9 protein-coding genes and 3 tRNA genes are annotated in these 13,394 nt (G+C 70.9%); all 12 read right to left on the minus strand.

Going from position 1 to position 13,394, the window contains the following annotated elements:
- Positions 1–123: 123 nt before the first annotated feature.
- The 12 genes from ACWDBE_RS13075 to dnaN all read right to left on the minus strand — a co-directional run bounded on the left by ACWDBE_RS13075 (position 124) and on the right by dnaN (position 12,774).
- Positions 124–196 (minus strand) — tRNA-Ala (locus ACWDBE_RS13075).
- Positions 197–380: 184 nt separating this feature from the next.
- A complete protein-coding gene (locus ACWDBE_RS13080) occupies positions 381–509 on the minus strand; it encodes a DLW-39 family protein (protein ID WP_014137031.1) in 129 nt (42 codons plus the stop codon).
- Between the two features lie 402 nt (positions 510–911).
- A tRNA-Ile gene (locus ACWDBE_RS13085) sits at positions 912–985 on the minus strand.
- A gap of 110 nt (positions 986–1,095) precedes the next feature.
- Positions 1,096–1,172: transfer RNA gene (locus ACWDBE_RS13090), tRNA-Ile, on the minus strand.
- A 16-nt stretch (positions 1,173–1,188) separates the two neighbouring features.
- Positions 1,189–2,583 (minus strand): class I SAM-dependent methyltransferase, encoded by a 1,395-nt coding sequence (locus tag ACWDBE_RS13095; protein WP_449787894.1) that lies wholly within the window; start codon positions 2,581–2,583, stop codon positions 1,189–1,191.
- A 260-nt stretch (positions 2,584–2,843) separates the two neighbouring features.
- On the minus strand, positions 2,844–3,653 hold the full coding sequence (locus ACWDBE_RS13100) for a DUF3566 domain-containing protein (protein ID WP_449787893.1): 810 nt from the start codon (positions 3,651–3,653) through the stop codon (positions 2,844–2,846).
- A gap of 99 nt (positions 3,654–3,752) precedes the next feature.
- Positions 3,753–6,290 (minus strand): DNA gyrase subunit A, encoded by a 2,538-nt coding sequence (gene gyrA / locus ACWDBE_RS13105; RefSeq protein ID WP_449788098.1) that lies wholly within the window; start codon positions 6,288–6,290, stop codon positions 3,753–3,755.
- Positions 6,291–6,421: 131 nt separating this feature from the next.
- Positions 6,422–8,437 (minus strand): DNA topoisomerase (ATP-hydrolyzing) subunit B, encoded by a 2,016-nt coding sequence (gyrB, locus tag ACWDBE_RS13110; RefSeq protein WP_449787892.1) that lies wholly within the window; start codon positions 8,435–8,437, stop codon positions 6,422–6,424.
- A 269-nt stretch (positions 8,438–8,706) separates the two neighbouring features.
- On the minus strand, positions 8,707–9,276 hold the full coding sequence (locus tag ACWDBE_RS13115; protein ID WP_449787891.1) for a DUF721 domain-containing protein: 570 nt from the start codon (positions 9,274–9,276) through the stop codon (positions 8,707–8,709).
- Between the two features lie 145 nt (positions 9,277–9,421).
- Positions 9,422–10,555, minus strand: coding sequence for a DNA replication/repair protein RecF (gene recF, locus ACWDBE_RS13120; RefSeq protein ID WP_392868691.1), 1,134 nt, complete (start codon positions 10,553–10,555; stop codon positions 9,422–9,424).
- Between the two features lie 41 nt (positions 10,556–10,596).
- Complete coding sequence (gene gnd / locus ACWDBE_RS13125; RefSeq protein ID WP_392868689.1) at positions 10,597–11,472, minus strand: phosphogluconate dehydrogenase (NAD(+)-dependent, decarboxylating); 876 nt, start codon at positions 11,470–11,472, stop codon at positions 10,597–10,599.
- A 171-nt stretch (positions 11,473–11,643) separates the two neighbouring features.
- Positions 11,644–12,774, minus strand: coding sequence for a DNA polymerase III subunit beta (gene dnaN / locus ACWDBE_RS13130; RefSeq protein WP_392868688.1), 1,131 nt, complete (start codon positions 12,772–12,774; stop codon positions 11,644–11,646).
- Between the last annotated feature and the right edge of the window lie 620 nt (positions 12,775–13,394).

The following is a 13,394-nucleotide window of genomic DNA, read 5'->3' on the forward strand; positions in this document are numbered from 1 at the left end:
GGGGCGGACCCGGCCGCTCACGGGCGCAGCCCCCTGCGGCGGGCGACCTGTCGGGCCACCGCGAGGACGAAGGTCAGCGCCCAGACCAGGGCACGACGGCCGATCGGCTATCGCTGTGAACTGTGGAGCATAGGAGACTCGAACTCCTGACATCTGCCTTGCAAAGGCAGCGCTCTACCAACTGAGCTAATGCCCCTCGACGGCACCGCGCGTGCCAACGGGCACTAGCGTACCGGGTTCCGGCGCGATTCCCAGCGCCGTCCCCCGGGAACCGTGCCGTTCCCTGGGGTCGGCCGGTCCGGTTCTTCGACCGGGCCGGCCGGCCCGGGAGGCGCTGAGGGGCGCCTCCGGAATTCGTCGATCGTCAGATCGCCGGTTGCTCAGCGACCGGCCGGGACCGGGTCGGTGGCCTCGGTCCACAGGTCCTGCTCGGCGCGGTCCGCCTGGACCTGACGGTAGACAAAGAAGCCGCCGAGGGCGACCAGGGCGACCAGGAGAAGCTTCTTCACCGCGGGACCTCGTCCTTCTTGCGTTGGTGGACTCAACAGCCGGATCCGGCCGGACTGACCGGGCCGACGAGTCCAGTTGTGTTTCGAGCGCAAACGGGGCGGCCGGGTGCCAGACTGCCCTTGCGGCCGATGATACACACCGGTGTCCCAATCGTGACCAGCCACCGGCACGGCCAACCCGGCGGTCCGGTCCCAGGATTGACGCCGCACCTCCTGTCGGGCGGTCCGACCGGCTCCGGAGCGGCCCGGCGCCCCAGGTCAGGTCCGTCCCGCCGCCGGGTCCGCGGGGCTCTCCGGCGCGACCGCCACCGCCACGGCCGTGCCGTTCGCCGGAGCCACCCCGGCCCGCGGCGGAAAACACCGAAGGGCCCGGAGTGGATCACTCCGGGCCCTTCGGGGAGGTGGGCCTAACAGGACTTGAACCTGTGGCCTCTTCCTTATCAGGGAAGCGCTCTAACCGTCTGAGCTATAGGCCCTCGCCGAACAGAGATCGTACCGGATTCCGGCCGACCCGTCGCTCCGCCCGATCTCGACGAGATCGGGAAGATCGAAGGGCCCGGAGTGGATCACTCCGGGCCCTTCGCGGTGGTGGGCCTAACAGGACTTGAACCTGTGGCCTCTTCCTTATCAGGGAAGCGCTCTAACCGTCTGAGCTATAGGCCCTTGCCGCACTGAAAGATTAGCGGACCGACGGCCGATCTCCCAAATCCGGGTCGGCCGGGGCTGCGGCGGCACCCCCCGCGACCAGCTGCGGCACGCCGGAGGAGGGGCGCAGCAGCCACTCCTCGCGGGTCGGCGGCAGGCCCGCCGAGCCCTCCTCGGTGCTGCGGACGGCGAGCACCTGGTTGATCCCGATCCGGTTCTGCTCGAAGGCGAGCGCGGAGGCCGCCATGTAGAGCCGCCAGACCCGGGCCCGGCCGCGGCCGACCAGCCCGACCGCCTCCGTCCAGTGCGCCTCCAGGTTGGCCACCCATTCGCGCAGGGTCAGCGCGTAGTGCTCGCGCAGCGACTCGACGTCCCGGACCTCGAAGCCGGCCTCCTCCAGCCGGGCCACGGTGGAACCGACGGGGGAGAGCTCGCCGTCGGGGAAGACGTAGCGGTTGATGAAGGGGCTGGTGCGGTGCGGCTCACCGGGGTGATCGGGGCGGCGGGCGATCTGGTGGTTGAGCAGCCGGCCGCCGGGCACCAGCAGCCGGTACAGGCCCTCGGCGTAGACCCGGTACTGCTCGGAGCCGACGTGCTCGGCCATCCCGACGCTGGAGATCGCGTCGAAGGGCCCGTCGGCGATCTCCCGGTAGTCCTGGAGCCGGACCTCGACCCGGTCGGACAGCCCGGCCTCCTCGACCCGGGCGCGGGCCAGCGCGACCTGTTCCCGGGAGATGGAGACCCCGACCGCGGTGACCCCGTAGTGCTTCGCCGCGTGCAGCAGCAGCGAGCCCCAGCCGCAGCCGACGTCCAGCAGGCGCATCCCGGGGCGCAGGCCGAGCTTGCGGCAGATCAGGTCGAGCTTGGCCTCCTGGGCGGCCTCCAGGCTCTTCGCCTCGGGCGTCCAGTAGGCGCACGAGTAGACCATCGAGGAGCCCAGCACGATCCGGTAGAAGTCGTTGCCGACGTCGTAGTGGTGGCTGATGGCCGCGCGGTCCCGGCTGCGGCTGTGCAGCCGCCCCTGGGCCTTGCGGACCTCCTCGCGGGGCGGCTCGGGCTCCGGCCCGACCGCCCCGGCCCGCAGCGCGGCGACGAGCACCCGGCGGCCCCTGGCGCCGAGCACGTCGCGCGGCCCGAGGACCAGGGTGCGGATCTCCGGACGCTCGGCGAAGCGGGCGACGGCGGAGAGCGTCTCGTACAGGTCGGTGCCGGGGGCGACTTCGAGGTCCCCCGCGACGTAGGCGCGGGCCAGGCCCAGCTCGTCCGGCTGCCAGATCAACCGGCGCAGCGCCCGGCGGTTGCGCAGGACCACGGTGGGCGCGCCCGGCGGCCCCGCGACGCTGCCGTCCCACACCTGGACCCGCAGTGGTACCGGGACCCCCAACAGCCCTTCCAGGGCCTCGACCAGTTGACCTGCGAGCTTCGCCACCGCGCGCCTCCGTCCAGTCGTCCTTCGGAACCTCAGCTGACCCGGTCGTGCGGACCGGGGGGCGGCCTGCGGCACTCCCAGGCGCGGGACGGGTGGCAGCAGCTAATCCCACCGCGGCCGCCCGGTTTCCGGGCGGCGCGCCGCGGGCGGCCGGCTGTCACCCGAAATGCCGACGGGCCCCACCGGCAACAACAGCCGGTGGGGCCCGTACATTCCGTCCCCGGACGGGAAACTGAGCGAACGTCAGGTTCCGGCCAGGATCAGTCCTCTTCGGCCAGGGTGAGCTCGACGCCGCCGGTGAAGCCGGCCGCCGCGTTGTAGATGAAGGCGGAGAGCGTGGACAGGGCGGTCAGCAGGACGACGTCGACCACGGAGATCAGCGTGGTGAAGGTCATCACCTTGCCGAAGCCGACGTAGTCCATCAGGTTGAGGCCGCCGTTGCTGTCCGAGCCGGTGACGTCCTTGAGGGTCTTGGTCAGCGAGTCGAAGACGCCGAGCGAGTCCAGCGTCATCCACAGCACGGCCGAGGCCACGATGAGGATGATGCCGACGGCCAGCGACAGCAGGAAGCTGACCTTCATCACGGACCACGGGTCGACCTTGGTCACCCGCAGCCGGGCCTTGCGGGTCCGGCCGAGACCGGGGCCGCCTGCCGCCGCGGCGGCGGGGGCGGGTGCGGGCCGACGCGCCGCCCCGCCGGCGGGGGCGCCGCCCACCGGGGTTCCGCCGGCCGGGGTGTTGCCCCCGGTCCGGGTCCCCCGGGGCGGGGTCGGCTGCCCCTTGGCGTACGTGGTCGGCTGCGAGAAGCCGCCCGAGCCGGGGGCCTGGCTGCTCGACGACGTGGGCGTCTGCCCGCCGTAGGTCGCACCGCTCTGGCCCGCTCCGCCGACCGGTGGCATCAGCGAGGTGGACGCGGCCGGGTGCTCGTTCGGCGGCTGCGGCACACCGTACGAACCCCCGCCCTGCGCGCCCGGACGGCCGCCGGAGGTTCCTCCCGCAGCACCCGTGGCTCCACTCACCTGGTCCTCCCGCACTTCCACCAGGACGGCGGCGCCGCCCTGCTTCGTCACTCGTCATCCAGCGCCCGGCGGGATTGCCCGGAACTGGTCGGCGTCCGGTGCCGCCGCGTCCATCCATTCGGACGCGGCGGCACCGGTCTGCGGTTCGGATCAGGCCTCGACGTCTCCGCCGACCGCCGTCTCCGCACCCTCGGCCGTGTCGGTGGACTCGGTACCCGCCACCTCGTCCTCCGCCGTCTCCTCGTCCTCGGCCTCCGCGTTGCGGGCCATGCCCACGACCGCGTCGCGCTTTCCGAGGTTGATCAGTTGGACGCCCATGGTGTCACGTCCGGTTTCACGAACCTCGGAAACCCTCGTGCGGATCACCCCGCCCGAGAGGGTGATCGCCATGATCTCGTCGGATTCGTCGACCACGAGCGCGCCGACCAGCGACCCCCGGCCCTCGACGATCTTCGCCGCCTTGGTGCCGTAGCCGCCGCGCCCCTGGACACGGTACTCGTCCACACCGGTGCGCTTGGCGTAGCCGCCGTCGGTGGCGGTGAAGACGTAGGTGCCCGGTCGGACGACGTTCATCGAGAGCAGCTCGTCGTCCTCGCGGAAGGCCATGCCCTTGACGCCGGAGGTGGCGCGGCCGGTGGGGCGCAGGGCGTCGTCGGTCGCGGTGAAGCGGATCGACTGGGCCTTCTTGGAGACCAGCAGCAGGTCGTCCTCGGCGGAGACCAGCTCGGCGCCGATCAGCTCGTCGTCCCGGCCCTCCTCGTCCTGGCGCAGGTTGATCGCGATCAGGCCGCCGGAGCGCGGGGAGTCGTAGTCCTTGAGCGGGGACTTCTTCACCAGGCCGGCCCGGGTGGCGAGGACCAGGTACGGCTTGTCCTCGTAGGTGCGGACGGCCATCACCTGGGCGATGTGCTCCTCCGGCTGGAAGGCCAGCAGGTTGGCGACGTGCTGGCCGCGGGCGTCGCGCCCGGCGTCCGGCAGCTCGTAGCCCTTGGCCCGGTAGACCCGGCCCTTGTTGGTGAAGAACAGGATCCAGTTGTGGGTCGTCGTCACGAAGAAGTGGTCGACGATGTCGTCCTGCTTCAGCTGGGCACCGCGCACGCCCTTGCCGCCGCGCTTCTGCGAGCGGTAGAGGTCGGAGCGGGTCCGCTTGACGTAGCCGCCACGGGTGATGGTGACGACGATGTCCTCCTCGGCGATGAGGTCCTCGATGGAGAGGTCGCCGTCGGAGGGGATGAGGGTGGAGCGCCGCTCGTCGCCGTACTTCTCGACGATCGCGGCGAGCTCCTCGGAGATGATCTCCCGCTGGCGGGTCGGCGAGGCCAGGATCGCGTTGTACTCGTCGATCTTGCGCTGGAGCTCGTCGTGCTCGTCCATGATCCGCTGGCTCTCCAGCGCGGCCAGGCGACGCAGCTGCATCTCCAGGATCGCGTTGGCCTGGAGCTCGTCGATGTCGAGCAGGCCCATCAGGCCGGTGCGGGCGGCGTCGGCGCTGGCCGAGGCCCGGATCAGCGCGATGACCTCGTCGATCAGGTCCAGGGCCTTGAGCAGGGCGCGCAGGATGTGGGCGCGCTCCTCGGCCTTGCGCAGGCGGAAGGTGGTGCGCCGGACGATGACCTCGACCTGGTGGTTGACCCAGTGCCGGATGAAGGCGTCCAGCGACAGGGTGCGCGGCACGCCGTCGACCAGGGCCAGCATGTTGGCGCCGAAGTTGGTCTGCAGCTCGGTGTGCTTGTACAGGTTGTTCAGCACGACCTTGGCCACGGCGTCGCGCTTGAGCACGACCACCAGGCGGGTGCCGGTGCGCGACGAGGACTCGTCGCGGACGTCGGCGATGCCGGCGATCTTGCCGTCCTTCACCAGGTCGGCGATCTTCAGCGCGAGGTTGTCCGGGTTGACCTGGTACGGCAGCTCGGTGATCACCAGGCACTGGCGGCCCTGGATCTCCTCGACCTCGACCACGGCGCGCATGGTGACCGAGCCGCGGCCGGTGCGGTAGTAGTCGTCGATCCCGCGGCGGCCGACGATCAGCGCACCGGTCGGGAAGTCCGGGCCCTTGATCCGCTCGACCAGGGCGTCCAGCAGCTCCTCGGCGGAGGCCTCCGGGTTCTCCAGGTACCAGAGCGCGCCGGAGGCGACCTCGCGGAGGTTGTGCGGGGGGATGTTGGTGGCCATGCCGACCGCGATGCCGGTGGCACCGTTGACCAGCAGGTTGGGGAAGCGCGCGGGCAGGACGGTGGGCTCCTGCGAGCGGCCGTCGTAGTTCGGCGCGAAGTCGACGGTCTCCTCGTCGATGTCGCGCATCATCTCCATGGCCAGCGGCATCATCTTGCACTCGGTGTAGCGCATGGCCGCTGCCGGGTCGTTGCCCGGGGATCCGAAGTTGCCGTTGCCGTCCACCAGCGGCATCCGCATCGACCACGGCTGGGCCAGGCGGACCACGGTGTCGTAGATCGAGGTGTCACCGTGCGGGTGGTAGTTGCCCATGACATCGCCGACGACGCGGGCGCACTTGTAGTAGCCCTTCTCGGGGCGGTACCCGCCGTCGTACATCGCGTAGAGCACGCGGCGGTGCACCGGCTTGAGGCCGTCGCGGACCTCGGGCAGCGCACGGCTGACGATCACGCTCATCGCGTAGTCGAGGTACGAGCGCTGCATCTCGGTCTCGAGCTCGACCGGCTCGATCCGCATCGTCGCCTGGGCGGTGGCCTCGGCGGTGTCGGGGGTCTCGGGCTGGTCGCCTTCGGGACGGTTGTCGTCGACCACTGGTGGTCAGTTTCCTTTCACGCGGACTGGAACGTGCGGGGCCTGGGGTGCAGGCGTCACACGTCCAGGAAGCGGACGTCCTTGGCGTTGCGCTGGATGAAGGAGCGGCGGGCCTCGACGTCCTCGCCCATCAGCACGGAGAACAGCTCGTCGGCACGGGCGGCGTCCTCGAGGGTGACCTGGAGCAGCAGGCGGTGCTCGGCGTCCATGGTGGTGACCCGGAGCTCCTCGGCGTTCATCTCGCCGAGACCCTTGAAGCGCTGGATCGCGTCGTCCTTGGGCAGCCGGCGCCCGGCCTCCACCCCGGCGGCGACCAAGGCGTCGCGCTCGCGGTCGGAGTAGGCGTACTCGAAGTCGTCCTTGCCCCACTTGATCTTGTACAGCGGGGGCATGGCGAGATAGACGTACCCGGACTCGACCAGCGGCCGCATGAAGCGGAACAGCAGGGTGAGCAGCAGGGTGCGGATGTGCTGTCCGTCGACGTCGGCGTCGGCCATCAGGACGATCTTGTGGTACCGCAGCTTGGACTCGTCGTAGTCCTCCTGGATGCCGCAGCCGAAGGCCGAGATGAGGGCCTGGACCTCGGTGTTCTGGAGGACCTTGTCGATCCGGGCCTTCTCGACGTTCAGGATCTTGCCGCGGATCGGCAGGATGGCCTGGGTGCGCGGGTCGCGGCCCTGCTTGGCCGAGCCGCCCGCGGAGTCACCCTCGACGATGAAGATCTCGCACTCGGACGGGTCCTTGGACTGGCAGTCGGAGAGCTTGCCCGGCAGCGAGGCGGACTCCAGCAGGCCCTTGCGGCGGGTGAGGTCGCGGGCCTTGCGGGCGGCGACGCGCGCGGTGGCGGCCTGAATGGACTTGCGGATGATGTCCGCGGCCTCGTTGGGATTGCGGTCCAGCCAGTCGTTGAGCTGCTCGTGGACGACCTTCTGGACGAAGGTCTTGGCCTCGGTGTTGCCGAGCTTGTCCTTGGTCTGGCCCTCGAACTGCGGCTCGCCGAGCTTGACCGAGATGATCGCGGTCAGGCCCTCGCGGATGTCCTCGCCGGAGAGGTTGTCGTCCTTCTCCCGAAGCAGCTTCTTGTCCCGCGCGTAGCGGTTGACCAGGCCGGTCAGCGCGGCGCGGAAGCCCTCCTCGTGGGTGCCGCCGCCGTGGGTGTGGATGGTGTTGGCGAAGCTGTAGACCCCCTCGGTGTAGGAGGAGTTCCACTGCATCGCGACCTCCACCGAGATCGCCTTGTCCTTGTCCTCCGCCTCGAAGTCGATCACCGAGGGGTGGATGACATCGCCCTTGCGGGAGTTGAGATGGGCGACGAAGTCGGCGATGCCGCCGTCGTACTTGTACGTGACGGAGAGCGGCTTGCCCTCCTCGTCCACGTGCTCGGGGCGCTCGTCGGTCAGCGAGATGGACAGGCCCTTGTTGAGGAAGGCCATCTCCTGGAAGCGGCGGGAGAGCGTCTCGAAGGAGTAGACGGTGGTCTCGAAGATGTCGCCGTCGGCCCAGAAGGTCACCGTGGTGCCGGTGCGGTCGGTCTCCGCGCCCTTGACCAGGGCGGCGGTCGGCGCGCCCATCTTGTAGTCCTGGGTCCAGATGTGGCCGTCCTTGTGGATCTCCACGGAGAGCCGGGTGGACAGCGCGTTCACCACCGAGACGCCGACACCGTGCAGACCGCCGGAGACGGCGTAGCCGCCACCGCCGAACTTGCCGCCCGCGTGCAGGACGGTGAGCACGACCTCGACGGCGGGCTTGTCCTGGCCGGGGACGATGTCCACGGGGATGCCTCGGCCATTGTCGACGACGCGGATCGCGCCGTCGGCCATGATCGTGACGTCGATGGTGTCGGCGTACCCGGCCATCGCCTCGTCGACGGAGTTGTCCACGACCTCCTGCACCAGGTGGTGCAGGCCGCGCTCGCCCGTCGAACCGATGTACATGCCGGGGCGCTTGCGGACGGCGTCGAGGCCTTCCAGCACCTGGATGTTGCTACCGGTGTAGGAAGACTGGTCGGACTGGTCTGGGGTCTGGCTGGGGTTGCCGGAATCGGCCACGAAGCGCCCTCTCTGGCACAGCACGGGCCGCATGCCCACCCCGTGCGGGCGGGCGTGCGACCACAGCGTTTCGACTCGGTTGCCACTAGCAACAGTGTTTGGCTCTCAGTCTACCGGTACGACTGACAGAGATGGGCGTTTGGCAGCCCTTGAGGGCAGATATGCCGCCCTGAATCCCCTCTGCACATGTCCCGATACTCGACCGGGGGGCCCAGGGCGCCTGGAAGGGCTGTCAGGGATTCCGGAAGATCGCCATCCGTTCCGGGGCCCCGGGCGGCCGTCCGACTTCCCGGTCAGCCCCAGGTGTCGCCCGGCCCCTTGCTCCCCGGCGCGCGCAGCCGGCCATAACCGCGGGCGGGCGCCGCCGGGCCGAGCACCTTGATGGTCCGGACCGTCCCGTGCCCCAGCTCGTGGTTCAGGCGGGCCACCAACTGCCGTGCCAGCCAGCGCAGTTGGGTGGCCCAGGCGGTGGAGTCGCACTGCACGGTGAGCACCGCGGCGGCCTCGTCGTAGGAGGAGGGGTGGCAGTGCGCGGCGATGTCCGGGCCCACGATCTGCGGCCAGCGGCCCATCACCCCGCCGACGGCGGCCGAGGACTCCCAGCCGCGCTCGGTCAGCAGCCGGTTGAGCGCGGCGCCGAGCGGGACCGGGTCACGGCCGTCCGAGCGGGCGCCGCTGCGCAGGCCGTGCCGCTTCGCCTCGCGCTTCTCCCGGACCTGGTCGCCGCGCTGGCGGGCCTGGGCGCGGGCCGCCCGCAGCGCGGAGCGGGCGAGGTCGGCACCGGTCGGCGCGGGGGCGCCGGACTCGGCGGCACCGGGCTCGGGGGCACCGGGCCTGGGGGAGCGCTCCGCCGGCTCGCTCACGGCGATCTCCTTTCCCCAGCCTGTGGACAACGGTCGCGGTCGCGCGCCATTGAGCCGTCCAGCCTACGGGAGCGACCGGGCCCGGCGGGCCGGGGCCGGGGCCGGGGTGCACCGAGGTGCGGTGACGGTGCCGGTGTGGGCGCGGTCAGGCGTCGATCCGGCGCACCGCGCCGTCGGAGACCGCGAACCGGGCGCCGGCCAGCGCCTTGGGCACGTCCTCGGCGACCGCCGCGGTCACCAGCACCTGCTCGCCGTCGGCCACCAGCTCGGCCAGCCGGTCCCGGCGGGCGGCGTCCAGCTCGGCGAACACGTCGTCCAGGATCAGCACCGGCTCGCCGCCGTCGGCGCGCAGCAGCTCGTACGAGGCCAGCCGCAGCGCCAGCGCGAAGGACCAGGACTCGCCGTGGCTGGCGTAGCCCTTGGCGGGCAGCGGGCCGAGCTTGAGCACCAGCTCGTCGCGGTGCGGGCCGACCAGGGTCACCCCGCGCTCGACCTCCTGCTTGCGGACCGCCCGCAGCGCGTCCAGCAGCTGCTCCTCGGCCTGCTCTCGGCTGCTCGGCAGCTCCCCCTCGAAAGAGCTGCGGTACTCCAGGGCGGTCTCGCCGCCGCCGGGGGCCAGCTGCCCGTACGCGGCCGCCACCAGTGGCTGGAGGGCGGCCACCAGCTGGATCCGGAAGGCCGTCAACTCGGCTCCGGCACGGGCCAGATGGCCGTCCCAGACCTCCAGGGTGGACAGGTCCGCGCCCTTGCCGCCGCCGGCCCGGCGGGCCATCGCGGCGGTCTTCAACAGGGCGTTGCGCTGCTTGAGCACCCGCTCGTAGTCCTGCCGGACCCCGGCCAGCCGGGGGGCCCGGGCGGTCAGCAGCTCGTCCAGGAAGCGCCGCCGCTCCCCCGGATCGCCCTTGACCAGGCTGAGGTCCTCGGGGGCGAACAGCACGGTGCGCAGCAGGCCCAGCACGTCCCGCGGGCGGACGTTGTCGGAGCGGTTGATCCGGGCCCGGTTGGCCTTGCCCGGGGTGAGCTCCAGCTCGATCAGGGTGGAGCGGCCGCGGTCCACCACCGAGGTGCGGACCACCGCGCGTTCCGCGCCCAGCCGGATCAGCGGGGCGTCGGTGGCGACCCGGTGGCTGCCCAGGGTGGCGACGTAGCCGATCGCCTCGACCAGGTTGGTCTTGCCCTGGCCGTTGGGCCCGACGAAGGCGGTCACGCCCGGGTCGAGGGGAACCTCGGCCCGGGCGTACGACCGGAAGTCGGCGAGCGACAGATGCGCGACGTGCATGGCTGTGGACTGCGCCCGCCTTCTTGGGGAGGACCTGCTGGTTACTTGGACTCGACCGCGTGGCCGCCGAACTGGTTGCGCAGCGCGGCGATCATCTTCATCTGCGGCGAGTCCTCCTGGCGGGAGGCGAAGCGGGCGAACAGCGAGGCGGTGATCGCCGGCAGCGGCACGGCGTGGTCGATCGCGGCCTCGACGGTCCAGCGGCCCTCGCCGGAGTCGGCCGCCCAGCCGCGCAGCTTGTCGAGGTGCTCGTCCTCGTCCAGGGCGCGGACGGCCAGGTCCAGCAGCCAGGAGCGGATGACGGTGCCCTCCTGCCAGCTGCGGAAGATCTCGCGCACGTCGGTGACCTCGGGGGCGGCCTCCAGCAGCTCCCAGCCCTCGGCGAAGGCCTGCATCATCGCGTACTCGATGCCGTTGTGGACCATCTTGGCGAAGTGGCCGGCGCCCACCGCGCCCGCGTGCACCGAGCCGAAGTCGCCCTCGGGCTTCAGGGCGTCGAAGACCGGCTGGACCTTGGCGACGTGCTCGGCGTCGCCGCCGTACATCAGCGCGTAGCCGTTCTCCAGGCCCCAGACGCCGCCGGAGACGCCGCAGTCCACGAAACCGATGCCCTTGGCGGCCAGCGCCTCGGCGTGCTTGACGTCGTCGGTCCAGCGGGAGTTGCCGCCGTCGACCACCACGTCGCCGGGGGAGAGCAGCTCGGCGAGCTCGTCGACGGTCGCCTGGGTGGCGGCGCCCGCCGGAACCATGACCCAGACCACGCGCGGGCCCTGGAGCTTGGTGACGAGCTCCTGGAGGCTCTCGACGTCGGAGATGTCCGGGTTGCGGTCGTAGCCGATGACGGTGTGGCCGGCGCGGCGGATCCGCTCGCGCATGTTGCCGCCCATCTTGCCGAGACCGATGAGGCCGAGCTCCATGACCAAGTCCTTACCTGTGGTGACGTGCCTGCCGGCGGCGCCGTTGCCGCACTCCTTGAGCCTACGCGCTGGAGCGGACCCGGCCGTCTGCGGTCGGGCCGGGCGGGGGAGACGTCCACAGGCTGTGCACAGCGGGTGTGCACAGCCTGTGGACGGTCGGACGTGGCGGGATCAGCCGGAGAGGCGGACCGGCATGATCAGGTACTGGTAGGCCTTGTCCTCCTCGGCGTCCACCGAGACCTTGCCGCTGAGCAGCGCGGGCTTGGTCGGGGTGGTGAAGCTGAGCTGGGCGAAGGGGGAGTCGATGGCCTTGAGGCCCTCCTCCAGGTAGCCCGGGTTGAAGGCGATCGAGATGGCGTCGCCCTCCAGGGAGGCCTCGATCCGCTCGGTGGCCTGGGCGTCGTCGCCCGAACCGGCCTCCAGCGTCAGCACGCCCTCCTCGAAGTTCAGGCGGACCGGGGTGTTGCGCTCGGCGACCAGCGAGACGCGCTTGAGCGCCTCCAGGAAGGGCTGGGTCTGGATCGCGGCGACCGCGTTGAACTCGGTCGGGAACAGGCTGCGGAACTTGGGGAACTCGCCCTCCAGCAGCCGGGTGGTGGTCCGGCGGCCGGCGCCCTCGAAACCGATCAGGCCCTCGCCCGCGCCGCCCGACGAGAGCGCGATGGAGACGTTGTCGCCGCTGCCCAGGGACTTGGCGATGTCCTGGAGCGTCTTGGCCGGGACCAGCGCGACGGCGGAGATGTCCGACTGCTCGGGCTTCCACAGCAGCTCGCGGACGGCGAAGCGGTAGCGGTCGGTGGCGGCCAGGGTGATCCGGTCGCCCTCGATCTCGACCCGGACACCGGTGAGCACCGGGAGGGTGTCGTCCCGGCCGGCGGCGACCGCGGCCTGGCTGACGGCGGAGGCGAAGACGTCGCCGGAGACGGTGCCGGTGGCGGTCGGCATCTGGGGGAGCGCGGGGTACTCGTCCACCGGGAGGGTGGGGAGGGTGAAGCGGGAGCTGCCGCAGACCACGCTGACCCGCTGGCCGTCGGTGGAGATCTCCACCGGGCGGTTGGGGAGGTTGCGGGAGATGTCGTTCAGCAGCCGGCCGGAGACCAGGACGGTGCCGGCCTCCTCGACGTCCGCCTCCAGCTCGACCCGGGCCGACACCTCGTAGTCGAAGCCGGACAGCGCCAGACTGCCCTCCTGCGCGGTCAGCAGCAGGCCGGCCAGCACCGGCACCGGCGGCCGTGCCGGGAGGCTGCGGGCAGCCCAGGCCACCGCCTCCGCGAGGACGTCACGCTCCACCCGGAACTTCACCGGTAACCGCCTCCTGGATCGAGCGCTCCCGCTCGCACTCTGGTTCGTCTGATCTTGATCGTCGGTTCGGCTGTCCGCCGAGCTCGGTCGCTCCGCTTCCAGTCGCAAGGACAGTCTGACGTACTCCGCCGACAGACGGGGCAGACGGGCGGAAGCTTCCCGAACGGTTGTCGGAGGCCGGTTGTCCACAGATTCGGGGCCCACCCACTTTGAAAGCAAGTCCGGGGTCTAAATGTGTAGTGGTAGTAGTAGGGCCTGTGGAAACCGTGGATAACCCTGTTTCCGCAGGTCAGGGCCCGAATTTTGTCCACAGTGACTGTGGACGGCGGCTGTGGACGGGCAGGCCGCGCTGTGGACAGCCGAGCGTTACCCACAGGCCACGCTCGGTATCCACAGGTTATCCCCAGGGCTGTCCCCAGAACCGGGCCCGGTTATCCACGGGCGCCGGTCAACTTTTCGTGACGCCTTTCACACCAGGGTATGAACGCCAGTCCACGGTTGTCGAACTGTGGACGCCGCTGTGGACAACCTGGGGATAACCGGCCCGCCCCTGGGGACAACCGGTGGATAACCCGGATGGCCCACTGGCGGTCGGTCAACTGTCCACACCCTGTGGATAA

The sequence above is a fragment of the Kitasatospora sp. NPDC001132 genome, assembly GCF_053598415.1.